Origin of the sequence: Micromonospora echinospora, from assembly GCF_900091495.1 — a bacterium.
Lineage (GTDB): Bacteria > Actinomycetota > Actinomycetes > Mycobacteriales > Micromonosporaceae > Micromonospora > Micromonospora echinospora.
On sequence record NZ_LT607413.1, the window covers coordinates 4,030,187 to 4,053,447 of the forward strand.

The window sequence follows — 23,261 nt, forward strand, 5'->3', positions numbered from 1 at the left end:
TACGGCAGGCCCCGCTGTCGCGGACGACAGCGGGGCCAGAACCTGCCGGACGAGCGGGGCGGCGTCGCCGTGGACGCCGTGACCTCAGGCCCGCGTGAAGACGAGGGCCACGTTGTGCCCACCGAAGCCGAACGAGTTGTTCAACGCCGCCGGGATCTCCATGTGACGCGCCTTGTTGGCAACCACCTCGAGGTCGAGACCGTCGTCCGGGTCGTCCAGGTTGATGGTCGGCGGTATCACCCCGTCGCGGATCGCGAGGATGGTGGCGATCGACTCCAGCGCGCCGGCCGCCCCGAGCAGGTGGCCCGTCATCGACTTGGTCGCGGTCAGCACCGGGTGGTCACCGATCGCCTTGTGCAGCGCCACCACCTCGGCCATGTCCCCGACCGGCGTGGAGGTGGCGTGCGCGTTGACGTGCACGATGTCCTGCCGGGCCACGCCGGCGTCGGCGATCGCCTTGCCGATGGCCCGGATCGCGCCCGCGCCCTCCGGGTGCGGCTGGACGATGTCGTACCCGTCGGAGGTGATGCCGGCCCCGGCGAGCCGGGCGTAGACCCGGGCGCCGCGCGCGGCGGCGTGGTCGGCGCGTTCCAGCACGACCACCCCGGCGCCCTCGCCGAGGACGAAGCCGTCCCGGCCCTTGTCCCACGGTCGGGAGGCGCGTTCCGGATCGTCGTTGCGGGTGGACATGGCCCGCATGGAGGCGAAGCCGGCCATCGGCAGCGGGTGGATGACCGCCTCGGTGCCGCCGGCCACCACCACGTCGGCCCGGCCGGAGCGGATGATGTCCAGACCGAGGGCGATGGCCTCCGCGCCGGTGGCGCAGGCGCTGGCGACCGCGTGTACGCCCGCCTGCGCACCCAGCTCCAGGCCCACCCAGGCGGCGGGACCGTTCGGCATCAGCATCGGCACGGTGTGCGGAGAGACCCGCCGAGGGCCGGACGCCTCCAGGATGTCGTCCTGGTTGAGCAGCGTCACCGCGCCACCGATGCCGGAGCCGACGCTCACTCCCAGCCGCTCCGGGTCGAGCCCGGAGTCGGCCAGGCCGGCGTCCGCCCAGGCCTGGTGCGCGGCGATCAGGGCGATCGCCTCGGACCGGTCCAACCGGCGCAGCTTCACCCGGTCCAGCAGGCCGGCCGGGTCGACCGCGAGTTGCGCGGCGATCCGGACCGGCATCTGGTCGGCCCACTCCTGGGTGAGCGCACTCACCCCGGAGCGGCCCGCGAGCATGGCGTCCCAGGTCGACGTGACGTCCCCGCCCAGCGGGGTCGTCGCGCCGAGCCCGGTGACGACGACGTCGGTGCGACTCATGATCAGGACTGCGCCTCGATGTAGCTGACGGCGTCACCGACGGTCTTCAGGTTCTGCACCTCGTTGTCCGGGATCTTGACGCCGAACTTCTCCTCCGCCGCCACCACGACCTCGACCATGGAGAGCGAGTCGACGTCGAGGTCGTCGGTGAACGACTTCCCCTCGGCCACCTCGTTCTGGTCCACCCCGGCTACCTCGTCGAGGATCTCGGCGAGGCCGGCGGTGATCTCTTCACGGGTCATTGCGTTGTGTTTCCTCTCATCGGGTTGTACGCACCCGGCGGCGGTACGAGCCGGGCGGGAACGGCGCGGTCGGTCGGACCGCCGCCGGACTTCAGGGGCAGCGCGGGCGGACCCGCGCCGGTATCAGGGGCAGCGGACGACCTGACCGGCGTAGGTCAGGCCGCCGCCGAAACCGAACAGCAGCACCGGGGCGCCCGAGGGCACCTCCCGCCGCTCGACCAGCTTGGACAGGGCCAGCGGCACGCTCGCCGCCGACGTGTTGCCGGACTCGACGATGTCCTTGGCGATGACGGCGTCCGGGATGCCCAGCCGTCGGGCGATGCCGTCGATGATCCGGGCGTTGGCCTGGTGCGGCACGAAGGCGGCCAGCTCCTCCGGGCGTACGCCGGCCCGCTCGCAGGCCTGGAGCGCCAGCGGGGCCAGTTCGGTGGTGGCCCAGCGGAAGACCGCCTGCCCCTCCTGCGCGACGTACGGCCGCCAGCCCTCGATCCGGACCGCGTCGCCCTTCTCGGGGACCGAACCCCACACCACCGGGCCGACCCCGGACGGCTCGCCCTCGGCGGTGGCGGTGACCACCGCAGCGCCCGCCCCGTCGGCGAAGATGATGCAGGTCGAGCGGTCCGTCCAGTCGACGAAGTCGGAGAGCTTCTCCGCGCCGATGACCAGCGCGTTGCGCGAGGCGCCGGCGCGGATGGCGTGGTCGACGGTGCCCAGCGCGTACGCGAAGCCCGAGCAGGCGGTGTTCAGGTCGAACGCGCCCGGCGCGTTGATGCCCAGCCGGGCGGCGACCCGGCAGGCGACGTTCGGGCTGCGGTCGATCGACGTGCAGGTGGCCACGACCACGAGGTCGATGTCGGCGGCGGTGAGGCCGGAGTTCGCCAGCGCCTTGTCGGCGGCGGCGGAGGCCATGTCGGCCACCGTCTCGCCGTCGGCGATCCGTCGGCTGACGATGCCCACCCGGTCGCGGATCCACTCGTCGTTGGTCTCCACGAGCTGGGCTATCTCGTCGTTGGTCACCACCCGCGAGGGCTGGTAGTGACCGAGGGAAAGGATCCGGCTTCCGCTCACGGTTGGAGTCCTCCGATACGGACGAGCGGCTGGCCCGGGGCGACCGGGTCGTCGTGGTGGGCGAGCCACTCGGTGAGCAGCCCACCGGCGTGCGCGGTCACCTCGACCGGCTCCTGGCGGGTCGAGACGTGCCCGATGACCTGGCCGGTCTCGACGGTCCCGCCCTCGGCGAGACCCTCGGCCGGCGCGAAGGTGCCGGCCACGGGCGCGACCACCACGCGGAACGGGGCGGTCGGCTCGTGGCGGGGTGCGGTGCCGTGCCGTGCGATCAGGGCGCGGGCGGCCGGCAGGTCGTCCGGGGTGTTCAGGGTGACGATCTCGGGCAGGGCGTCGGAGCCCTTGTACTCCCGCTTGATGAGGTTGTTCAGGGTGCCGGCCGGGGGCAGCTCGATCACCCCGGTCACCCCGAGGTCGACCAGGGTCGCCATGCAGAGGTCCCAGCGGACCGGGGCGGTGACCTGGCGGACGAGGCGCTGCACCATCTCCCGGCCGTGCGGCACGGCGGTGCCGTCGAGGTTGGACAGCAGGAGCCGGTCCGGATTCCGGACGGTGATCCCGGCGGCGACGGCGGCGAGCGCGGCCTCGGCCGGGGCCATGTACGGGGTGTGGAACGCCCCGGCCACCTTGAGCCGCATGATCCGGGCCTTGGTCGGCGGCTCGGCGGCGAGGTTGTCGATGCCCTCGGTCGCCCCGGCGGCCACCACCTGACCGGTGGCGTTGCGGTTGGCCGGGTGCAGGCCGTGCTTCTCGACGGCGGCGAGCACCTCGTCGGCGTCCCCGCCGAGCACCGCCGCCATGCCGGTCGGCTCCAGCGCGCAGGCCGCCGCCATCTCCCGGCCGCGCACGCCTGCCAGGGCGATCGCGGCCTCGGCCGGAAGCACCCCGGCCAGCGCCGCCGCGGCCAGCTCGCCGACGCTGTGGCCGGCGGTGAGCCCGACGTCACCCATCGGCAGGTGCTCGGCGGCCAGCAGCGACGCCGCCACCAGCAGCGGCTGGGTGCGGGCGGTGTCCTTGATCTCGTCCGCGTCGGCTGCGGTGCCGAGGTGGACCAGATCGACGCCGGAGAGCGCCGACCACCACCGCAGCCGTGTCTCGGTGCCGTGCAGGTCGAGCCACGGAGTCAGGAAGCCGGGTTTCTGCGAACCCTGGCCTGGGGAGAGTACGGCGAGCACGCCTATGACTCTGTCTGAATCTTGGCGGCCGTGCGTTGTCGGCAGGCACCAAACCGCACTAGAACATTTGGAGGGATCCTACAAAAAGCCCGGGTCGGAGGCCTTTCGAACCCGGTCAACGCTCCTCGCCGCGCCCGCCGCCGGGCGGTGCGGGGAGCACCGGCGTGACCGGATCTAGCCGGCCGACGGTCAGCGCCACCTGGAGGGCGAAGGCGCCTCGGGGGAGCAACGGGGACAGACCGGTCACTTCGGCGATCCGGCGCAACCGGTACCGCACGGTGTTCGGGTGCACGAAGAGGGCGCGCGCCGTGCTCTCCAACACCCCGCCCGAGGCGAAGAAGGCGTCCAGGGTCTCCAGCAGTTCGCCCCCGGCGCGCACCAGGGTCGCGTAGTAGTCCTGCCGTAACCGTCGGCGGGCCTCGGCGTCCCCGGCCAGCGCCCGCTCCGGCAGCAGGGCGGCGGCCTCCACCGGGCGCGGCGCGGCCGGCCAGGCCGGAGCCGCCCGGTACCCGGCCAGCGCCGACCGCGCCGACTCGGTCGCCTCGTCCAGACTCGGCACGGCGGGACCGACCACCACCGGCCCGTCGCCGAACGCCGGCAGCAGCTTCTCGGTGGCCGCCAGCGGGTCGGCCGCGCCACCGAGCACCACCACCAGCCGGTCGCCGTGCACCCCGCCGATCATCCCGACCCGGATCCGCCGAGCCAGCCGGTAGACGGTGTGCAGCACGGCGGCCACCTCCCCGCCGGGCGAGCGACCCACCGCCACCGCCACCGGGGGCGCGTCCGCCCAGCCCAGCGCGGCGGCCCGGCTGGCCAGCACGTCCGAGGAGTCGCCGCGCAGCAGCGCGTCCACCAGCAGGGCCTGGAGCCGGGCGTCCCAGTTGCCGCGCACCTCGGCGGCCCGCGCGTACGCCCGCGCCGAGGCGAAGGCGATCTCCCGGGAGAACCGCAGCACGACCTCCCGCAACTGCTGCTCCTCGCCGTCGGCGGCCAGGTGCGGGACCTGCTCCTCCACCACGTCGATGGTCACCTTGATCAGTGCGACGGTCTGCTGGAGGCTGATCGACCGGGCGAGGGCCTGCGGGGCGATGGCGAAGACCTCGTCGGAGACCTCCTGGGTGCTGTCCGCCCGACCGCCGCCGTCGCGCAGCCACTGCACCAGCGACCGGACGCCGGCCTGGGCGACCAACGTCACCCAGGACCGCTGGTCGGCCGGGAGGGCCCGGAACCAGGGCAGGGTCTCGTCCATCCGGGCCACGCTCGCCGTGGCCAGCGCCCCCGCCGCGCGCTCGATCCGGCGCAGCGTGGCCGCCAGTTGCGCACCCCCGGGCTCGGTCACCACCGTCCTAGCCTGACACGCGCCCTGCCGGCCGCCTCGCCCGAACCCCGCGACGTGCCATCATTGGCGATGATCGCGCGTCCGCCGCTGCTCCTCCCGTTGCTCGCCCTCGCCGCGTTCCTCGCGCTGGCGGTCCCGGTCCTCACCGACTGGGCGCCGCTGGACCGCGCCGACCACGCGCTCAGCGAGACCTTCCGGGAGTACGGCGACCAGCGCCCCGGACTGGTCTCGGCACTGCGGATCCTCACCGACGTGGCCGCCACCATCCCGTTCCTGGTCGCTGGTCTACTCGCCACGATCCTGCTGGCCGCCCGGCGGGACCGCCGAGCGGCGGTGTTCTGCGCCACGGTCACCGTGACCGTGCCGGTGCTCTGGGGGCTGGCGCACTGGCTGCTGCACAACCCCCGCCCGCTGGACGGTTTCGTCACCGTCAGCAGCAACGGCTTCCCGAGCGGGCACACCAGCAACGCGGCCGCCGCCGCGCTGGTCGTCGTGCTGCTGGCCTGGCCCCGGCTGGCCCGTACCGGACGGCTCGTGACGGTGACGGCGGCCATCGCGTTCGCCGTGTTCGTCGGTCTGACCCGGGTGGCGCTGCTGGCACACTGGCCCACGGACGTGCTCGGCGGCTGGCTGCTTGCGCTGACCGTCGTGCCGCTCGCCGCGTACGCCGTCCGGGAGCGGACCCCCGCCCGCGCGGGCTGACTCCCGTCCGACAACGGCTCGGCGTGGTGGGCCCGCGCCCCCTCCCGTCGTGGACTGACCGCCACACCGGCCCGGCCCCCACCCGGACCGCACCGGCCCAGCGGCTGGGCCCGGCCGGGCCGCTCGGCCGTGTCGGCGGCACCGGCGGTGTCGGCCGTGCTGGCGGGGTCGGCCGCCCGGGTCGCCGGAGGGATGCTCGTCACGCTGGTCGATGGCGGCCTGCCTCGGCCGGGAGCCGATCCCCGCACGATGACGCGTCGAGGGACATTACGCATGCGACGTACCGCCGGACGCGCCCGGCCAGTACGGTGACAGGGCACGGCGCGGCGCGTGGAAGTTCCACGGACGTGATCGCGCGGCCCGCTGCCGGGGGTGACCCGGTGCCGGGCCGGACAGGGCCCAGGGCGAGCGTGAGGAGACCGGAGATGCCGCACGGGGAGGCCGACCACGGCTGTGCCCAGGGCGACGCCTGCCGGCCGGGTCACCAGGACCAGCAGGCGCCCGGCAAGCACCACACCCACCGCCGGTCACCGGTGGGCACGCCGCACCTGGCCGAGCCGGTCGTCCGGCCCGCCGAGGAGGATCCCCCGGTGCCCCGCCAGCGGACCGCCGACTGCGTCGACCCGGAGCCGCTGCGTGCGGCGTCCTGCCGCAGCGACCTGCCGGGCTGGGCTGGCGCGCACCAGCACGGGCCGGTCCGGCCGAGCCAGCGCGCGACCCGCCGGGAACGCCCGCCGCGTCGCTGGTGCTGACCGTCGCCACGCGGGCCCGGAACAGCTGACCTGCGGTACGGCCGGCCACGACACGACGACCGGCAGCGGGATCCCCATCAGCAGGACGCCGGGTGCTCCCCTGCGGGAACACCCGGCGCCCGAGGCGACCGGTGTGCGGGGTCCTGCCCGGATGTTCCTGTACGCGTGTGTCCGGTGTGCGTGGTGCGTGTCGTAGTCAGCGGGTACGGCGTCGGACCAGCAGCGCGATACCGGCCAGACCGAGCGTGATGACGATCACCACGCCCGCGTTCAGCAGCAGCAGGCGCTGCAACTCGCCGAGCGCCTGGTCGATGTCCCGGCCCGGGTCGAGGGACTCCTCCGGGAGCATCCGCTCGCCGCCGCCGACCCCGCCGCTCACCGCCTCGATCTGACGGGGCAGGGGGACCCCGGCGGTCCGCAGGGTCTCGGACATGTTGAGCCGGCCGAGGAACCAGCCCGCGTTGCTCTTGGCCGCGTTCGGCTGCTTGGCCGGGCGGTAGGCCCGCGGTCCGCCCTTGGCGAGCGGGTAGAGGTCGAAGGTCTGCTTCGGCTGGTCGCCGGCCAGCACCACGACCGTGTACTTCGGACCGAGATCGGCCTCCTTGGGGCCCGAGCGCGCGCCGTCGGTGCCGAACCAGTTGACCTGGTCGATGACCGCGGTCACGTGGGCCGGGGCGGTCTCGGTCCGCAGCCGTAGCGGCTCGGACAGCCCCTCCCCGGTGATGTCCACTCCGGGTGGCGCGGACTTGGGCGCGGCGTGCGCCGTCCCGACCGACATCACCGCCACCAGGACCGCCCCGACCGCCGCGACGAGTAGCCGCCTCACCCTCCGGACCACTGCCGCCTCCTCGCCCCGTTTCGATGGATGGCCTTGCTGCGGGTTACGCGCTGACTGGAGATGGCACGAGCACGCCGGGCAGGGCCGGCTGTACTTATCACAGACTCCGCCGGCCGTCGTTCGGTTGCAGCTTCCAGAACAGTATTTTGAACTATCTGTGATCTCAGTCCGACTAATGACAGGACGTCTGATCGGTGGGCGGATCGTACCTTTACGGAGGGATGCATGGGGGGCAGGGTCCTACGGCTGGCGGGTTGGGTGGTCACGATCGGCGTGGCACTCGGTCTGTCGCTGTGGTCGGCGGCACCAGCCGCCGCGCACAACTCGCTGGCCGGCAGCACTCCCGCTGACGGCGCACGGTTGGCGCAGGCTCCGACCCGGATCGAGCTGCGTTTCCTCGCCCGGCTCGATCCGAACACGACGAAGATCACAGTAACCGGACCGGACAACGTGCCGGCGTCCCGGGGTGCCCCGACGGTGAACGGCTCCCGGGTGGGCGTGGACTTCGCACCGGGGGCGGCCGGGCTCTACATCGTCGACTACCAGGTCCGCTCGGCGGACGGCCACCCGGTGAGCGGCGAGATCCGGTTCACCCTGACCACCGGCACCCCGGCCGACCCGTCGCCGTCGCCGACGGTGACTGCCCCGGCACCCACATCGGCCCCGGTCGACCCCGCACCGTCGACCGCAGGTGCCTCCACCACGCCGGCCGCCCAGCCGGCCGCCGACAGCGACGACGACACGCCCGTCTGGCCCTGGGTGGTCGGTGCGGTCGTCCTGCTCGCTGCGCTCGTCGCCGGGCTGCTGCTCCGCCGCCGTCCGCGCTCGGGCGGCTGAGCGGGTAGGGCGTCCGACCGCGGGAACCACCGCAGCGGCAGCGAAGCCAACCGTCGGCGACGGCCAGGCGCGGTGGTCAGGGCGCGATGGTCGGGGCACGGTGGTCAGTGCCGGCGACGGTGGTCAGGGTGCGATGGTCGGTGTCGGCGACCTCCGCGTGGATCCGGTACGCCTGCCAGTACAACTCGATCGAAGCCGGCCGACCTGTCAGCACCCGCCTGTGCCCGGACCCCGTCACATCGCACCGAGGCTGGCCCCGTCTCCGCCAACCGCGCCGCCAGATCTTGGACAGTTACCGTCCGATAGCGACGGTAACTGTCCAAGCTTCCCGTTGAGGCGAGCGAGCGGTGGGGTGGGGTTGGGGCGGTTCAGTCGAGGCGCCGCCCCGTCCGGCGTCGTGCGGCCGTACTGGTGGCTTGCGCGACGCGTACGGTCAGGGAAGCCGGACCCGGGCGGCCCGCAACCGGGTCAGGGTGCGCTCGCGGCCGAGCACCTCCATCGACTCGAACAGCGGCAGCCCGACGCTGCGCCCGGTGACCGCGACCCGGACCGGGGCCTGGGCCTTGCCGAGCTTGAGCCCACGCTCCGCGCCGACCGCCTCCAGGGTCGACTTGAGCGTCTCCGCCTCCCAGGACGCCAGCGCCTCGAAGGCGGCGGTGGCGGCGTCCAGCAGCTCGCCCGCGCCCTCCTTCATCGCCTTCGCCCAGGCCGCCTCGTCGATCAGCGGCGAGGCGAGGAAGAGGAAGTCCACGTTCGGCACGATCTCGCTGAGCACCGCGATCCGGGTCTGGGCCAGCGGGGCGACCGCCGCGAAGGCGTCCGCGTCGAACTCGGCCGGCTGCCACGGCGGCGGCGGGATGGTCGCCGTGCCGGTCAGCCACGGCTGGCAGGCGGCGACGAACTCCTCGACCGGCAGCGCGCGGATGTACTCCCCGTTGAACGCGCGCAGCTTCTTCTCGTCGAAGAAGGCGGGGGAGGGGTTCACCTCCGCCAGCCGGAACTCCTCCTCGATCACCGACCACGGGACGATCTCCCGGTCGCCGGAGGGCGCCCAGCCGAGCAGCATCAGGTAGTTGCGCATCGCGTCGGCGAGGTAACCCTCGTCCCGGTAGGCCTCCAGGGCGACCTTGTCGCGGCGCTTGGAGAGCTTCTGCCGCTTCTCGTTCACCACCACCGGCACGTGTGCCCAGACCGGCGGCTTCACGCCGAGCGCGTCCCAGAGGAGCTGCTGCTTGGGGGTGTTCGGCAGGTGCTCCTCGGCCCGGATCACGTGGGTGATCCCCATGGTCATGTCGTCGACCACGTTGGCCAGCAGGAAGACCGGCGAGCCGTCGCCCCGGGCGATGACGAAGTCCTCGATCAGCTTGTTCTCGAAGGTGGGCTCGCCCCGGATCAGGTCGACCACCACGGTCGTGCCCTCGTCCGGGGTACGGAAGCGCAGCGCCCGCCCGTCACCCGGCCCGAGCCCCCGGTCCCGGCAGAAGCCGTCGTAACCGGCGTACTGCGAGCCGCTGCGGGCCTGCACCGCCTCCCGGGTGCAGTCGCAGTAGTACGCCCGGCCCGACTCGTAGAGGCGCCCGGCGGCGGCCCGGTGCTCACCGGCGTTCTGCGACTGGAAGTACGGCCCCTCGTAGGAGCCGCGGGCGATGCCGATCCAGTCCAGCGCCGACAGGATGCCCTCGGTCCACTCCGGCTTGTTGCGGGCCGCGTCGGTGTCCTCGACGCGGAGCACGAACACCCCGCCCTGCTGCTTCGCGTAGATCCAGTTCTGCAGGGCCGACCGGGCACCGCCGACGTGGAACATACCTGTCGGGGAAGGGGCAAAACGCACACGTACCGTCACGCCTTCCAGCGTACGGCTGCTGCGTGTTGGTGGTAGGAGGGGCCCCTTGTTACCGCTTTTTGTCGTGCAGGGGACCCCTGCTACCACCCGAGCCGCAGCACGTACGGCGAGCGCGGCAGGTGCAGCGAGCGCAGCACGCGCGGCGGGTGCGGTGAGCGCGACGGCGCGGTGAGCGCGGCGAGTGCGGCGGTCGCGGCGGATGCGGCGGATGCGGCGGATGCGGCGAGCGCGGTGAGCGCGACGGGGAGCGGCGCGGGTGGGACTGGTCAGGGGACGGTGCGGATCTTCAGGACCAGGGCGCTGCCGAGCAGTGTCACCAGGGCGGTCACCGCGTACAGCGTCGGGTAGCCGCCGAGGTGCACCACGATCGGCGCGGAGATCGCCGGCCCGAGCACCTGCGGGGCCGAGTTGGCGATGTTGATCACCCCGAGGTCCCGTGCCCGGTCGGTGGCGGCCGGCAGCACCTGCGTGATCAGTGCGGCGTCCACTGACAGGTAGACGCCGTAGCCCGCGCCGAGCAGCGGTGCGGCGACGACCGCGACCGACCAGACCGGTGCGACGGCGAGCAGCAGCGCCGCGACGCCCATCACCACCCCGGCGGCGATCACGAAGACCTTCCGTCGCCCGGACCGGTCCGACAGCCAACCGGCGATGACGGTGGTGAGGGTCAACCCGGCGGTGTAGAGCAGGATCAGCACCAGCAGCGCGCCGTCCGGGTCGGGGTGGCGCACCTCGTCGGTGAGGAAGTACAGCAGGTAGAGCGTGCCCAGCGCGTTGCCGAGCTGGACCAGGAACCGGGTGATCCAGGCCCAGCCGAAGTCGGGGTGACGTCGCGGGTCGACGGCGGCCAGCAGCGCCCGTGGCCGCAGCTCGGGGCGGTGCGCGCGGGGCAGCGGGTCGTCCGGGGTGAGCAGGGCGAAGGGGAGGGCGAGCACCAGGACGGCCACCGCGACCGCCAGGTAGCCGGCGGCGTTGCCGGTGACCAGCGCGGTCACCAGCAGCACCCCGAGGACCAGTCCGAGCGCCTGGGGAATCCCGACCCATCCGGACACCGCGCCCCGCTGGGCGACCGGCACCCGGTCCGGCACGGCGGCGGTCAGGCTGGCCAGCATCGCGTTGAAGCAGACCTGGGCGGCGACCCAGCCCACCGTCACGCCGAGGATGGTCTGCTGCCGGGCCAGCAGGACCAGGGCGAGGGCGCCGAGCAGCGCGCCGCCGGCCGTCCACAGGTGGCGGCGACCGAGTCGTCGGCGGCCGAGCCGGGCGACGGTACGGTCCGACAGCGCGCCGGCCAGCGGGTTGGCCAGCACCGCGGCGAGTGCCCCGACCCCGGTGACCACGGCGAGCATGGTCTCCTTGCCGTCCGGGGCGATCCGTTCGACCTGCTGCGGCAGCAGCACCTGGATCGGGGTGAAGAAGGCCATCCAGACGCCGAGGTTGGCGGCGACGAGCAGGGCGATCCAGCCGCGCCGTACCGGCCGGGTGGGTTCGGCGAGCGCGGCCGGCAGCGAGCCGGGCGTCGGGTCGACGGTGCTCACCGTGGTCCGCCGCTCACCACCGCCCGGCCCGGCGGCTCACCCACCACCGCCGAGCCCGGGTGCTCGCGCCCCGACACCGAGCCCGGGCACTCACTCCCCGCCCTCCCGGCTGCGGGCGATCAGGTCCCGGTACCAGGCGTACGACGACTTGGGCGTGCGCGCCTGTGTGTCGACGTCGACGTGCACCAGGCCGAACCGCTTGGTGAAGCCCTCCGCCCACTCCCAGTTGTCCAGCAGGGACCAGACGAAGTAGCCGCGCACGTCCACCCCCTCGTCGATGGCCGCCCGCACCGCGCGCAGGTGGCCGTCCAGGTAGGCGATCCGCTCCGGGTCGTGCACCCGCCCGTCGGCGTCGGGCTCGTCGTCGTACGCGCAGCCGCTCTCGGTGATCTCGATCGGGGGCAGCGCGTCGCCGTACCGGTCACGCAGGCCGACCAGCAGCTCGCGCAGCCCGTCCGGGACCACCGGCCAGTCGAAGGCGGTGCGCGGGTATCCGTCGAGGTCGGCCTGCGCGAACGGCAGCGGCGAGCCCTCTTCCGGGGCGCGGACGCCGGTCGGGTTGTAGTAGTTGACGCCGAGCACGTCGATCGGCGTGGCGATGGTGGTCAGGTCCCCGTCGCGGACGACCTCCGGCCCGGGTTCGAGGTCGGGCGGGTAGCCGAGGCCGAGCACCGGATCGGTGAACAGCCGGTTGTGCAGCGCGTCGTACGCCGCCCCGGCGGCCCGGTCGGCGTCGGTGTCGCCGAGGACCCGCACCGGCGAGTAGTTGTTGGTCAGGGCGACCGGGCTGGTCGTCCGGGCGCGGAGGGCGGCGACGGCCAGTCCGTGTCCGAGGAGCTGGTGGTGGGCGACCGGGACGGCGTCGAAGAGGAGTTGCCGACCGGGGGCGTGGGTGCCCAGACCGTAGCCGAAGCTCATGTGCACGAACGGTTCGTTGAGCGTGATCCAGAGTCGGACCCGGTCGCCGAGGCGGGCGGCGACCAGGTCGGCGTACTCGGCGAACCGGTGGGAGGTGTCCCGGTTCAGCCAGCCGCCGGTATCCTCCAGGGGCTGCGGCAGGTCCCAGTGGTAGAGGGTGGCGACCGGGTCGATGCCCAGGGTCAGCAGCGCGTCGGTCAGGCGGTCGTAGAAGTCCAGGCCGCGCGGCGAGGCCGGGCCGGAACCCGGCGGCTGGACCCGGGTCCAGGCGACCGAGAACCGGTACGCGGAGACGCCGAGCCCGGCCATCAGCGCGACGTCCTCGGCGTACCGGTGGTAGTGGTCGCAGGCGACGTCTCCGGTGCTGTCGTCGACGATGCGTCCTGTTTGGTGGGCGAAGGTGTCCCACACCGACGGGCCGCGACCGTCGGTGCCGGCGGCACCCTCGACCTGGTAGGCCGAGGTGGACACTCCCCAGCGGAAGCCGGCGGGGAACGTGGGCGTCGACGTCATGCACCCCTCCACGGGACGTGAAACGTATTCGGGACTCTAGGCCCCGCGTCGGGGATGCGCCATGGGCCATCGACGGCGAGCGCCGGATATCGGCGTGTCTTTTCCGAACCCGTCCCTATCTGTCCGTTTTGACGCATAGAGTGCGGAATATCGTGGGATGTCCTCAGTGGGGGAAAGACAGAGATGATCCTCGTGGAACGCAGTGCGCACGTGGCGGCGCCGGTGGAAGTGGTCTGGGACGTGGTGCAGCGGGCCGAGCAGTTGCCGGCCTGGCTGGCCGGCGTACGAGCAGCCGAGGTGCTCTCGGGAGAGGGTTACGGTCGCCGACAACTGGTCCAGGCCGGGCGCGGCGCGGCGCACGAGGCGGAGGTGATCGCCTTCCAGGAGCCCAACCTCATCGGTTGGCGGGAACGGGCCAAGGGCGCCGGAGCCCGGGCGGAGGCGCGCACCGAGATCTACGTCCAGCTGACCTCGGACGAGGAGGAGGAAGGCGGCACGGTGGTCCGCCTCATCGTCGTCCGTTGGCCGGCCGGTCCGGTCAAGGCGGCCCTGCTCCGGCTCGGCCTGCGTCGGGTCGGCGCCGACCTGGAGGACTCGCTCGCCCGGCTGACCGACCTGGCCGCCGTCGGCTGAGCCGGGCCGGGTCCGGCGACGCCCGCGACGGTGGTGGCCCGGGGTCCCCGCCAGGGACTCGGGCCACCACCGGAGTCCGTACACGACGAGGCCCGGCGCGATCGTCCCGCGCCGGGCCTCGTCGTGTGGTCAGATCAGGAGTCGCCGCCGGTCTCGCCGACCGGAGCGGCGTTGACGTCCCCGATCGCGTACTTGCGGGCCGCCTCGGCCGGCACCTCCGCCGGCACCGCGCCGCGCAGCGCGAGCTGCCGCAGCGTCGCGACGGCCACCGACTCAGCGTCGACGTTGAAGTGCCGGCGCAGCGCGTGCCGGGTGTCCGACATGCCGAACCCGTCGGTGCCCAGCGAGGTGTAGTCACCCGGTACCCAGCGGGAGATCAGGTCCGGTACCGCGCGCATCCAGTCGCTGACCGCGACCTTCGGCCCGTCGGCGTCGGCCAGCTTCTGCTGGATGTACGGCACCCGCTGCTCCCCGCCCGGGTTCAGCAGGTTGTGCTCCTCGCACTCCACCGCGTCGCGGCGCAGCTCCGTCCAGGAGGTCACCGACCAGACGTCGGCGGCCACGCCCCAGTCCTGGGCGAGCAACTGCTGGGCCTTCAGCGCCCACTGCATGCCCGTGCCCGAGGCCAGGATGTTGGCCCGGGGGGCGTCCCCGTGCGAGTTCACCGACGGGGCGGGGGAGTAGCGGTAGATCCCCTTGAGCAGCCCCTCGACGTCCACGTCGGCCGGCTCGACCGGCTGGAGGATCGGCTCGTTGTAGATGGTCAGGTAGTAGAAGACGTTCTCCTGCGCCTCGCCGTACATCCGGTGCAGGCCGTTCTCGACGATGTGCGCGATCTCGAACGCGAACGCCGGGTCGTACGCGACCACCGCCGGGTTGGTGGCGGCGATCAGGTGCGAGTGCCCGTCCTCGTGCTGGAGACCCTCACCGTTGAGCGTGGTCCGGCCGGCGGTCGCGCCGAGCACGAAGCCCCGGGCCATCTGGTCGGCCGCCGCCCAGAAACCGTCGCCGGTGCGCTGGAAGCCGAACATCGAGTAGAAGATGTACAGCGGGATCATCGGCTCGCCGTGCGTGGCGTACGAGGAACCGGCCGCGGTGAACGAGGCCACCGAACCGGCCTCGTTGATCCCCTCGTGCAGGATCTGGCCGGTGGTCGACTCCTTGTACGACAGGAACAGCTCCCGGTCGACCGAGGTGTACTTCTGGCCGTGCGGCGAGTAGATCTTCTGCGTCGGGAAGAGTGAGTCCATCCCGAAGGTGCGCGCCTCGTCCGGGATGATCGGCACCCAGCGCTTGCCGAACTCCTTGTCCTTCATGATGTCCTTGAGCAGCCGGACGAAGGCCATCGTGGTGGCCACCTTCTGCTTGCCGGACCCGCGCTTGACGTCGGAGAACCGCTCGCTGCCGGGGATGACCAGCGGCTTCTGCTCGGTCCGCCGGGACGGCAGGTAGCCGCCGAGCTGCTGACGCCGCTCGCGGAGGTACGCCATCTCCGCGGAGGACTCGTCGGGGCGGTAGTACGGCGGGAGGTACGGGTTCTCCTCCAGCGCCTTGTCCGGGATGTCCAGGTAGAGCCGGTCGCGGAAGGTCTTCAGGTCCTCCAGCGTCAGCTTCTTCATCTGGTGGGTGGCGTTCCGGCCCTCGAAGTGCGAACCGAGCGTCCAGCCCTTGATGGTCTTGGCCAGGATCACCGTCGGCTGACCGGTGTGCTCCATCGCCGCCTTGTAGGCCGCGTAGAGCTTGCGGTAGTCGTGCCCGCCACGCTTGAGGTTCCAGATCTCGTCGTCGGAGAGCTGCTCGACCATCTTGCGGGTCCGCTGGTCGCGGCCGAAGAAGTGCTCCCGTACGTACGCCCCGGACTCCGCCTTGTAGGTCTGGTAGTCGCCGTCCGGGGTGGTGTTCATCAGGTTGACCAGCGCGCCGTCGGTGTCGGCGGCGAGCAGCGGGTCCCACTCCCGGCCCCAGACCACCTTGATGACGTTCCAGCCGGCGCCCCGGAAGAACGCCTCCAGCTCCTGCATGACCTTGCCGTTGCCCCGGACCGGACCGTCCAGCCGCTGGAGGTTGCAGTTGATCACGAAGGTGAGGTTGTCCAGCTCCTCGCGGGCGGCCACGCCGATCGCGCCGAGCGACTCGACCTCGTCCATCTCGCCGTCGCCGAGGAACGCCCAGACGTGCTGCTGGCTGGTGTCCTTGATGCCCCGGTGGTGCAGGTAGCGGTTGAACCGCGCCTGGTAGATCGCGTTCAGCGGGCCGAGGCCCATGGAGACCGTCGGGAACTCCCAGAAGTCCGGCATCAGCCGCGGGTGCGGGTACGACGGCAGGCCACCACCCGGGTGGGACAGCTCCTGCCGGAAGCCGTCGAGCTGGTCGTCGCTCAGCCGGCCCTCCAGGTACGCGCGCGCGTACATACCGGGGGAGGCGTGCCCCTGGTAGAAGATGTGGTCGCCGCCACCCGGGTGGTCCTTGCCCCGGAAGAAGTGGTTGAAGCCGACCTCGTAGAGCGAGGCGGAGCTGGCGAAGGTGGAGATGTGGCCGCCCACGCCGATCTCGGGACGCTGCGCCCGGTGCACCAGCATCGCCGCGTTCCACCGGATGTACGCCCGGATCCGCCGTTCGATGTGCTCGTCACCCGGGAACCACGGCTCGCGCTCCGGCGGGATGGTGTTGATGTAGTCGGTGGTGGTCAGCGACGGCACCCCCACCTGACGCTCCCGGGCCCGCTCCAGCAGGCGCAGCATGACGTAGCGCGCGCGTTTGGTTCCGCGCTCGTCGATGACCCCGTCGAGCGACTCGACCCATTCGCTGGTTTCTTCAGGGTCGATGTCCGGAAGCTGGCTCGGCAGACCGGCGGTGATCACCGGGCGCTTGCGTTCCGTGGCCACAGGCGTTCCCTCGGTTGTGTGTGGGATAGGTCTCTAGCGCCATCCTGCCCTCTGGTGGCACCCCTCGTCACGTCTGCCTCCCCCAGACGCGACGCTCAACACAGGTACCGACCAGTAACTTTCGACCGGGTTGCGATCGGTGCCCCAGCTGGTCCGTCCGGGCCGCTTCCGCGCCCGAGCATGGACGCCAGGGACCTGCCCCATCGCGCGGACTGCGGCAGAATGCGGCGTATGCGCAGTGAGGTGATCACCGTCCAGACCGGTTCCCGACCCACCGTCCGGGACATCACCGCCGAAGCCGAGCGGTTCGTCTCCGACCAGGGGGACGGACTGCTGCACGTCTTCGTGCCGCACGCGACCGCCGGACTGGCGATCATCGAGACCGGATCGGGATCCGACGACGACCTGCTCGCCGCGCTCGACGACCTGCTGCCCACCGACGACCGGTGGCGGCACCGGCACGGGTCGCCCGGACACGGCCGGGACCACGTGCTCCCGGCCTTCGTCCCGCCGTACGCGACCGTGCCGGTGCTCGCCGGCCGGCTCGCCCTCGGCACCTGGCAGTCGATCTGCCTGGTCGACACCAACGGCGACAACCCCACCCGGAAGGTCCGCTTCTCCTTCCTTCCCGCCTGACCTCCGCCCGCTCCCGACCCCGTTCGTCCCCGAGACGGGCCGGAAGTGCGGAACCGGACTACCCTCGCGGCGATGAAGGCAGAGAACGTCGACGCCCCCATCGTCGCGGTGACCGTCTACGCCGACCGGGCCCGGGTGACCCGGCACGGCACCATCCCCCTGGCCGCCGGTGAGCACCGGCTGCGGATCGGGCCGCTCCCGCTCGGCCTGCGCCGTGACTCGCTGCGCGTCGGAGGTCGGGGACCGGCCACCGTGCTCGGGGTCGACCTGGTGACCCGGCACCAGCCACGCAGCACCGACGAGCAGGCCCAGGAACTGGAGCAGCGCCGCCGGGAACTCACCGAGGAACTGGCCGCGCTGGACGGCGCGGACGCCGTCGAGGCCCAGCGGACGGAGTTCCTCACCCTGTTGTCCCAGCGCGCCGGTGGGACGTACGCCCGGGCGTTGGCCAGCGGCGACGCGGCCCCGGCCGACGTCGCGGCCTTCGCCGACTCGGTCGCCGGGCAGCTGACCGCCGGGCACGAACGGCAGCGGGAACTCGGCCGGCGGCGGACCGACGTGTCGGAGTCGCTCGCGGCCGTCGACCGGCACCTGGCGGACGTACGCGCCAAGCGGGCGCCGGACCGCCTGTTCGCCGAGGTGACCGTCCTGGTCACCGACGAGGCCACCACGGCCGGATCCGCCACCGACGAGGCCCCCGCGGCCGGACCCGCCACCGACGAGGCCACCGCCCGCACGTCCGCTGCCCCCGCTCCGGCCACCACCGTGGTCGACCTGGAGCTGGAGCTGACGTACGTGGTGGACGGCGCCCGCTGGCAGCCCTCGTACGACCTGCGGCTGGTCGACGAGGTCGTCACGCTGACCTGGTTCGGGCTGGTCAGCCAGGAGACCGGCGAGGACTGGCCGGAGTGCCGGCTCGAACTCTCCACCGCCCGGCCGTCGGTGACGGCGACCGTGCCCGAGTTGTCGCCCTGGTACCTGGACCGGGTCCGGCCGCTGCCCCCGTCGATGCCCATGTCGGCCCCGGCCGGCGGCGCGCTCCCGAAGCCGGCCCCGCCGGCCGGGGCGTTCGGTACGGCGGAGGCCGCCCGCGCCGGTACGCCCCGGTCCGCCCCGGTGCGGCAGAGCGTCGCCGAGGTGGAGCAGGGCATCGCCGCCGCGACGTACCGGCCGGCAAGGCCGGTCGCGGTGCCCGCCGACGGCACCGCGCACCGGGCGACGGTCGCGGTGATGGACCTCCCGGCGACCCTGGACCACGTGACCGCACCGGTCCGCGAGCCGGTGGCCCACCTGCGGGCCACGGTGCGCAACACCTCCACGCACACCCTCCTGCCCGGCCCGGCGGCGATCTTCCACGGCGCCGACTTCGTCGGCAGCACCCGGTTGCGGGCCTGGGCGCCGGGGGAGGAGACCGAGTTGGCGCTCGGCCTGGACGACCGGGTGCGGGTGGAGCGGAAGCTGACCCGGCGTAGCGACACCCGTGCCACGCTGGGCTCGACCCGGCGGCGGGACGTGGAGTACGCGATCACCGTCGCCAACCACACCCCGCGCGTCGCGACGGTGACCGTGCGGGACCAGCTGCCGGTCTCCCGGGACGAGGGCGTGGTGGTCCGCGAGACGCGCCTCGACCCGGCCCCGGACGAGCGTACGGAGCTGGGTGAGCTGACCTGGCGGCTGCGACTCGCGCCGGGCGGGACCGGCGAGGTGGCCCTGGCCTTCCGGGTGGAGCTGGCCAAGGGCGTCGACCTCGTCGGCTGGCGCGACTGACCCGCGCCCGGACTGCGGTGGCGGGGGCTCCGGCTCCCGCCACGACCGGGCCGAACGGGCTGCGGAAGGGCCAGCCGGACCCCGCCGCGCATGCCATCGTCGAGAACGATGCCGATGGATGATCAACCCGTAGGATGTCAGACATGACTCAGGGCACCGTGACCTCCGCCACTCCCCAGGTGGCCGACAGCGCGGGGCTCGCCGGGGAAACGGTGCGCCGGATCATGCACCTCGCCTCCGCGATCCGTCACTACCAGGACGTCGACATCGCGGAACTCGGCCTCACCCCGGCGGTCGCCCGCGCGTTGCACGAACTCGACCCCGATCACCCTGTGCCCGCCCGGGACCTCGCCGAACAGCTCCGCTGCGACCGCTCCAACGTGACCGCCCTGGTCGACAAGTTGGAGCGGGCCGGACTGGTCGAGCGCCGGGTCGACCCCGCCGACCGGCGGCTCAAGACCCTGGTGGTGACCGAGGTGGGCCGGGAGGTGCGCGCCCGCGTGCACCAGGTGCTGTCGGACTCCCGCCTGCTCGCCGCCCTCGGCGCCGACGAACTGGCCGCGCTGCGCCAGCTCGTCTGGAAGGTTTCCGGCAGCTGCGCTCCGCCGGACTGCGGCCCCGACTGAGCCCAGAAGAACGCGCGGACCAGGGCGGGAACCACCGGCCGGCGGAGCCCGCCGGCCGGGCCGTGGCCCCCGCCGGGTTCGTGTCTGAGTGGGCAGGGTCGGCCGTCTTCGGTAATGCTGTGCGACGTGACCACCCCGCAAGATCTCGACGACCGGTTCCGGGAGAGCCTGGCCGCGCTGGCCGGCGCGGCACAGCGACGGGACCCGGACCAACCCGTCCGGGACGGCGCCACGCTGACCGGGACGCGAGCGCTGGAACTCTTCGACGCGCAGGTCACCAGCCGGCAGCTCGACCTGGCGGCACGCTGGCTGCGCAGCTTCGGCGAGGGCTACCACACGATCGGCTCCGCCGGGCACGAGGGCAACGCCGCGGTGGCCGCCGCGCTGCGCCCTACCGACCCGGCGCTGCTGCACTACCGCTCCGGCGCCTTCTACTGCGTCCGTGCCGCCCAGGTCCCGCCGGGAGAGTCCGACGCGGACGCCCCGGGCGGGGACGACGCCGGCGGCGCGACGCCGGAGGCGTACGCCCGTGCGGTGCGGGACGTGCTGCGCGGCGTGGTCGCCTCCGCCGAGGACCCGGCCGCCGGCGGCCGGGACAAGGTGTTCGGTCGGTCCGACCTGGCGATCGTCCCGACCACCTCGACCATCGCCTCCCACCTGCCCCGCGCGGTCGGGATGGGGCTGGCGCTGGAACGGCTGCGCCGGCTCGACGGCATCGGCCGGCGGCTCGGGGGTCGCACCGGTGGCGGCGCGGGCCTGAGCCGGCCGCCGTGGCCGTCCGACGCGCTGGTGGTCTGCTCGTTCGGCGACGCCTCGATCAACCACGCCAGCGCCACCGCCGCGCTCAACACCGCCGGCTGGTGCGACCACACCGGACTGCGGGTGCCCGTGCTGTTCGTCTGCGAGGACAACGGCCTCGGGATCAGCGTCCGCTCCCCGGAGGGCTGGGTCGAGGCGACGCTGCGGTCCCGGCCGGGGGTCCGCTACTTCGGCGCGGACGGGTGCGACCTGGTCGAGGCGTACGAGGGGGCGGCCGAGGCGGCGGCCTGGGTCCGTCGGCACCGCCGTCCGGCCGTGCTGCACCTGAGCACCGTCCGGCTGATGGGGCACGCCGGCGCGGACGCCGAGACCGCGTACCGGGGCGCCGACGAGATCGCCGCCGACCTGGAGCGGGACCCGGTGCTGGCCACCGCGCGGCTGCTCGTCGACGCCGGCCTCGCCGACCCCACCGAGCTGATCGCCCGCTACGACGAAATCGGCTGGGAGGTCCGCAAGACGGCCGAGGAGGTCATCGGCGAACCGAAACTCGCCTCGGCGGCCGACGTCGTGGCCCCGCTCGCACCCCGCCGCCCGCTCCGGGTGGCCCGCGTGGTCGCTGACGCCGCCGCCCGCGCCGCCGGCCCCGGGGCTGCTGCCCGGGCTGCCGCGTTCGACGGAAAGCTGCCCGAGCTGGCCGGGCCGCTCACCCTCGCGCAGAGTGTCAACGCCGCGCTCGCCGACGGCATGCTCGACCATCCCGAGATGGCCGTCTTCGGCGAGGACGTCGCCGCCAGGGGCGGGGTGTACGGGGTGACGAAGGGGCTGCGCGAGCGCTTCGGCGTCTCCCGGGTCTTCGACACCCTCCTCGACGAGACCTCGGTGCTCGGACTCGGCCTCGGCGCGGGGATGGCCGGGATGCTGCCGGTGCCCGAGATCCAGTACCTCGCGTACCTGCACAACGCCGAGGACCAGCTACGCGGCGAGGCCGCGACGATGCAGTTCCTGTCCCGGGGGGCGTTCCGCAACCCGATGGTCGTCCGGGTGGCGGGGCTGGCGTACGAGGAGGAGTTCGGCGGCCCCTTCCACAACGACAACTCGGTGGCCGTACTCCGGGACGTGCCCGGTCTGGTGGTCGCGGTCCCGGCGCGGGCCGACGACGCCGCGCCGATGCTGCGGTCCTGCCTGGCCAGCGCGGCGGTGGACGGCAGCGTCTGCGTCTTCCTGGAGCCGATCGCGCTCTACCACACCCGGGACCTCTACGTCGACGGCGACGGCGAGTGGCTCGACCCGTACCAGGGGCCGGGCGGTTGGGTGGGCGCCCACGTGCCGATCGGTCGGGCCCGGGTGTACGGCGTCGGATCCGCCGAGGACATCACCATCATCACGTTCGGTAACGGAGTGCGGATGTCGCTGCGCGCGGCGGCGCACCTCGCCGCCGAGGGGGTCGGCACCCGGGTGGTGGACCTGCGCTGGCTCTCGCCGCTGCCCGTGCCGGACATCATCCGGGAGGCCTCGGCGACCGGCCGGGTGCTGGTGGTGGACGAGACGAGACGTTCCGGAGGGGTCGGCGAGGGGGTGATCGCCGCCCTGGTCGATGCCGGTTATGTCGGAGCTGCCCGGAGAGTGGCAGCAGTCGACTCTTTTGTACCGTTAGGTCCGGCTGCGCGCCAGGTCCTGGTGTCGGAGGAAGCCATTACCCACGGTGCCCGTACGCTGCTGGCGCGGTAAATTCCGTTCCACCCGGTGCGCCACTTGCGCCGGAGGGCTCAAGTGTGTGGACTTTGCCTAACGGTGTCGGAGGAGATGCCGGGAGCAGCGACGAGATGAGGAGGCACGCGACAGTGAGCGCGACCGCTGGTCAGGCCGCCGACGGGGTACGCAGCCTGGCGGACCGGTTCGGGATCGAGCCGGGGATGGTCGTCATGGAGATGGGGTACGACGAGGACGTCGACCACGATCTCCGGGACGCCCTTACCGACCGCTGTGGAGAGCTGGTCGACGAGGACACCGACGAGGTGGTCGACGCGGTGCTGGTCTGGTACCGGGACGGCGACGGTGACCTCTTCGAACTCCTCGTCGACGCCCTCGGCCCGCTGGCCGACAACGGCGTCGTGTGGCTGCTGACGCCCAAGGCCGGGCGGCAGGGGCACGTCGAGCCGAGTGAGGTCGCCGAGTCCGCGCAGACCGCAGGTCTCCAGCAGACGTCGACCGTCAACGCCGGCCGGGACTGGAGCGGTGCCCGTCTCGTCCCACGGCGTGGGTCCAAGAGCAAGAAGTAGCACCGCCACCCCGCCACCGGGTGTGGCAGGCTGGTCCCACCCGTGACTAACCAAGGAGCTTGTATGCCGATCGAGGTTGGCGCCGAGGCGCCGGACTTCGTGCTGAAGGACCAGAACAACCAGGAGGTCCGCCTCTCGGACTTCCGGGGCAAGCGCACCGTGCTGCTGGTCTTCTACCCACTCGCCTTCACCGGCATCTGCCAGGGGGAGCTCTGCGAGGTGCGGGACAACCTCGGCGAGTTCGTCAACGACGACGTCCAGGTCCTCACCGTGAGCGTCGACTCGGTCTACGCGCACAAGGTGTGGGCCGAGAAGGAGGGGTACGAGTTCCCGCTGCTGGCCGACTTCTGGCCGCACGGGGCGGTCGCCCAGGCGTACGGGGTGTTCAACGAGGTCGCCGGTATCGCCAACCGGGGCACCTTCGTGATCGACAAGGCCGGTGTGGTGCGCTTCGCCGAGATGAACATGCCCGGCGAGGCCCGCGACCAGCAGGGTTGGCGCAAGGCGCTGGCGGAGACCGCCGCCGCCTGAGATCCCACCCGGCATACGGTTCGACCAGGCCGGTGGCCGGCAGGTAAGCTGCCAGCCACCGGCCTGCCGTAC

The 23,261-nt window shown here is 72.9% G+C and carries 21 protein-coding genes; 10 read left to right on the plus strand and 11 right to left on the minus strand.

Annotation, left to right across the window (positions count from 1 at the left end):
* Nucleotides 1-84: 84 nt before the first annotated feature.
* The 5 genes from fabF to GA0070618_RS18260 form a co-directional block, all read right to left on the minus strand.
* Nucleotides 85-1,311, minus strand: a complete 1,227-nt coding sequence (gene fabF, locus GA0070618_RS18240) for a beta-ketoacyl-ACP synthase II (protein WP_088982707.1) — start codon at nt 1,309-1,311, stop codon at nt 85-87.
* A 2-nt stretch (nt 1,312-1,313) separates the two neighbouring features.
* Entirely contained in the window at nt 1,314-1,553 is a 240-nt protein-coding gene (locus GA0070618_RS18245; protein WP_088982708.1) for an acyl carrier protein, read from the minus strand.
* A 123-nt stretch (nt 1,554-1,676) separates the two neighbouring features.
* Nucleotides 1,677-2,621 (minus strand): beta-ketoacyl-ACP synthase III, encoded by a 945-nt coding sequence (locus GA0070618_RS18250; protein ID WP_088982709.1) that lies wholly within the window; start codon nt 2,619-2,621, stop codon nt 1,677-1,679.
* Nucleotides 2,618-3,793, minus strand: coding sequence for an acyltransferase domain-containing protein (locus tag GA0070618_RS18255; RefSeq protein ID WP_088982710.1), 1,176 nt, complete (start codon nt 3,791-3,793; stop codon nt 2,618-2,620). The genes GA0070618_RS18250 and GA0070618_RS18255 overlap by 4 nt, the downstream gene beginning before the upstream one ends.
* A gap of 115 nt (nt 3,794-3,908) precedes the next feature.
* Nucleotides 3,909-5,135: a PucR family transcriptional regulator gene (locus GA0070618_RS18260; RefSeq protein ID WP_231931359.1), complete on the minus strand. Its 1,227-nt coding sequence runs from the start codon at nt 5,133-5,135 to the stop codon at nt 3,909-3,911.
* Between the two features lie 66 nt (nt 5,136-5,201).
* On the opposite strand from GA0070618_RS18260, the gene GA0070618_RS18265 reads away from it, so the two are divergent.
* Together GA0070618_RS18265 and GA0070618_RS18270 are read left to right on the plus strand one after the other, a co-directional pair.
* On the plus strand, nt 5,202-5,834 hold the full coding sequence (locus tag GA0070618_RS18265; RefSeq protein ID WP_088982711.1) for a phosphatase PAP2 family protein: 633 nt from the start codon (nt 5,202-5,204) through the stop codon (nt 5,832-5,834).
* Between the two features lie 425 nt (nt 5,835-6,259).
* The gene (locus GA0070618_RS18270; RefSeq protein ID WP_088982712.1) at nt 6,260-6,586 is read left to right on the plus strand and encodes a hypothetical protein; all 327 of its coding nucleotides are present in this window, start codon (nt 6,260-6,262) and stop codon (nt 6,584-6,586) included.
* 196 nt (nt 6,587-6,782) lie between these two features.
* On the opposite strand, the gene GA0070618_RS18275 is transcribed toward GA0070618_RS18270, so the two are convergent.
* Nucleotides 6,783-7,424 (minus strand): hypothetical protein, encoded by a 642-nt coding sequence (locus tag GA0070618_RS18275; RefSeq protein WP_088982713.1) that lies wholly within the window; start codon nt 7,422-7,424, stop codon nt 6,783-6,785.
* A gap of 225 nt (nt 7,425-7,649) precedes the next feature.
* Here GA0070618_RS18275 and GA0070618_RS18280 point away from each other — a divergent pair, with 225 nt between their 5' ends.
* Nucleotides 7,650-8,261, plus strand: a complete 612-nt coding sequence (locus GA0070618_RS18280; protein WP_088982714.1) for a copper resistance CopC family protein — start codon at nt 7,650-7,652, stop codon at nt 8,259-8,261.
* 76 nt (nt 8,262-8,337) lie between these two features.
* On the opposite strand, the gene GA0070618_RS33515 is transcribed toward GA0070618_RS18280, so the two are convergent.
* From GA0070618_RS33515 to GA0070618_RS18295, 4 genes are all read right to left on the minus strand, one after another.
* Nucleotides 8,338-8,475 (minus strand): hypothetical protein, encoded by a 138-nt coding sequence (locus tag GA0070618_RS33515; RefSeq protein ID WP_157748955.1) that lies wholly within the window; start codon nt 8,473-8,475, stop codon nt 8,338-8,340.
* A gap of 219 nt (nt 8,476-8,694) precedes the next feature.
* Nucleotides 8,695-10,104, minus strand: a complete 1,410-nt coding sequence (gene gltX, locus GA0070618_RS18285; protein ID WP_088982715.1) for a glutamate--tRNA ligase — start codon at nt 10,102-10,104, stop codon at nt 8,695-8,697.
* Between the two features lie 266 nt (nt 10,105-10,370).
* Nucleotides 10,371-11,642: an MFS transporter gene (locus tag GA0070618_RS18290; RefSeq protein WP_088982716.1), complete on the minus strand. Its 1,272-nt coding sequence runs from the start codon at nt 11,640-11,642 to the stop codon at nt 10,371-10,373.
* 90 nt (nt 11,643-11,732) lie between these two features.
* Complete coding sequence (locus tag GA0070618_RS18295; RefSeq protein ID WP_088982717.1) at nt 11,733-13,073, minus strand: GH1 family beta-glucosidase; 1,341 nt, start codon at nt 13,071-13,073, stop codon at nt 11,733-11,735.
* 183 nt (nt 13,074-13,256) lie between these two features.
* On the opposite strand from GA0070618_RS18295, the gene GA0070618_RS18300 reads away from it, so the two are divergent.
* Nucleotides 13,257-13,706 (plus strand): SRPBCC family protein, encoded by a 450-nt coding sequence (locus GA0070618_RS18300; protein WP_088982718.1) that lies wholly within the window; start codon nt 13,257-13,259, stop codon nt 13,704-13,706.
* Between the two features lie 134 nt (nt 13,707-13,840).
* Here the strand turns inward: GA0070618_RS18300 and aceE are convergent, their stop codons facing one another.
* Nucleotides 13,841-16,591 carry a pyruvate dehydrogenase (acetyl-transferring), homodimeric type gene (gene aceE / locus GA0070618_RS18305; RefSeq protein WP_088982719.1) on the minus strand — a complete coding sequence of 917 codons (2,751 nt, stop codon included), beginning with the start codon at nt 16,589-16,591 and terminating at the stop codon, nt 13,841-13,843.
* Nucleotides 16,592-16,822: 231 nt separating this feature from the next.
* Between aceE and GA0070618_RS18310 the strand changes: the two genes are divergently transcribed.
* From GA0070618_RS18310 to GA0070618_RS18335, 6 genes are all read left to right on the plus strand, one after another.
* Complete coding sequence (locus tag GA0070618_RS18310; RefSeq protein ID WP_170107774.1) at nt 16,823-17,227, plus strand: secondary thiamine-phosphate synthase enzyme YjbQ; 405 nt, start codon at nt 16,823-16,825, stop codon at nt 17,225-17,227.
* A 72-nt stretch (nt 17,228-17,299) separates the two neighbouring features.
* A complete protein-coding gene (locus tag GA0070618_RS18315) occupies nt 17,300-18,994 on the plus strand; it encodes a DUF4139 domain-containing protein (RefSeq protein ID WP_088982721.1) in 1,695 nt (564 codons plus the stop codon).
* Nucleotides 18,995-19,137: 143 nt separating this feature from the next.
* Complete coding sequence (locus tag GA0070618_RS18320; protein ID WP_088982722.1) at nt 19,138-19,620, plus strand: MarR family winged helix-turn-helix transcriptional regulator; 483 nt, start codon at nt 19,138-19,140, stop codon at nt 19,618-19,620.
* Nucleotides 19,621-19,734: 114 nt separating this feature from the next.
* Entirely contained in the window at nt 19,735-22,107 is a 2,373-nt protein-coding gene (locus GA0070618_RS18325) for a transketolase C-terminal domain-containing protein (protein WP_088982723.1), read from the plus strand.
* Between the two features lie 113 nt (nt 22,108-22,220).
* Nucleotides 22,221-22,658, plus strand: a complete 438-nt coding sequence (locus GA0070618_RS18330; protein WP_088982724.1) for a DUF3052 domain-containing protein — start codon at nt 22,221-22,223, stop codon at nt 22,656-22,658.
* Nucleotides 22,659-22,721: 63 nt separating this feature from the next.
* Entirely contained in the window at nt 22,722-23,189 is a 468-nt protein-coding gene (locus GA0070618_RS18335) for a peroxiredoxin (RefSeq protein ID WP_088982725.1), read from the plus strand.
* Nucleotides 23,190-23,261: the final 72 nt, after the last annotated feature.

Excerpts from the sequence above, each read along its gene's own strand:
- fabF (WP_088982707.1), bottom strand. The coding sequence starts at position 1,311 with ATGAGTCGCACCGACGTCGTCGTCACCGGGCTCGGCGCGACGACCCCG.
- GA0070618_RS18245 (WP_088982708.1), bottom strand. The coding sequence starts at position 1,553 with ATGACCCGTGAAGAGATCACCGCCGGCCTCGCCGAGATCCTCGACGAG.
- GA0070618_RS18265 (WP_088982711.1), top strand. The coding sequence starts at position 5,202 with ATGATCGCGCGTCCGCCGCTGCTCCTCCCGTTGCTCGCCCTCGCCGCG.
- GA0070618_RS18270 (WP_088982712.1), top strand. The coding sequence starts at position 6,260 with ATGCCGCACGGGGAGGCCGACCACGGCTGTGCCCAGGGCGACGCCTGC.
- GA0070618_RS18280 (WP_088982714.1), top strand. The coding sequence starts at position 7,650 with ATGGGGGGCAGGGTCCTACGGCTGGCGGGTTGGGTGGTCACGATCGGC.
- GA0070618_RS18295 (WP_088982717.1), bottom strand. The coding sequence starts at position 13,073 with ATGACGTCGACGCCCACGTTCCCCGCCGGCTTCCGCTGGGGAGTGTCC.
- GA0070618_RS18300 (WP_088982718.1), top strand. The coding sequence starts at position 13,257 with ATGATCCTCGTGGAACGCAGTGCGCACGTGGCGGCGCCGGTGGAAGTG.
- GA0070618_RS18310 (WP_170107774.1), top strand. The coding sequence starts at position 16,823 with ATGCGCAGTGAGGTGATCACCGTCCAGACCGGTTCCCGACCCACCGTC.
- GA0070618_RS18315 (WP_088982721.1), top strand. The coding sequence starts at position 17,300 with ATGAAGGCAGAGAACGTCGACGCCCCCATCGTCGCGGTGACCGTCTAC.
- GA0070618_RS18320 (WP_088982722.1), top strand. The coding sequence starts at position 19,138 with ATGACTCAGGGCACCGTGACCTCCGCCACTCCCCAGGTGGCCGACAGC.
- GA0070618_RS18325 (WP_088982723.1), top strand. The coding sequence starts at position 19,735 with ATGCTGTGCGACGTGACCACCCCGCAAGATCTCGACGACCGGTTCCGG.
- GA0070618_RS18335 (WP_088982725.1), top strand. The coding sequence starts at position 22,722 with ATGCCGATCGAGGTTGGCGCCGAGGCGCCGGACTTCGTGCTGAAGGAC.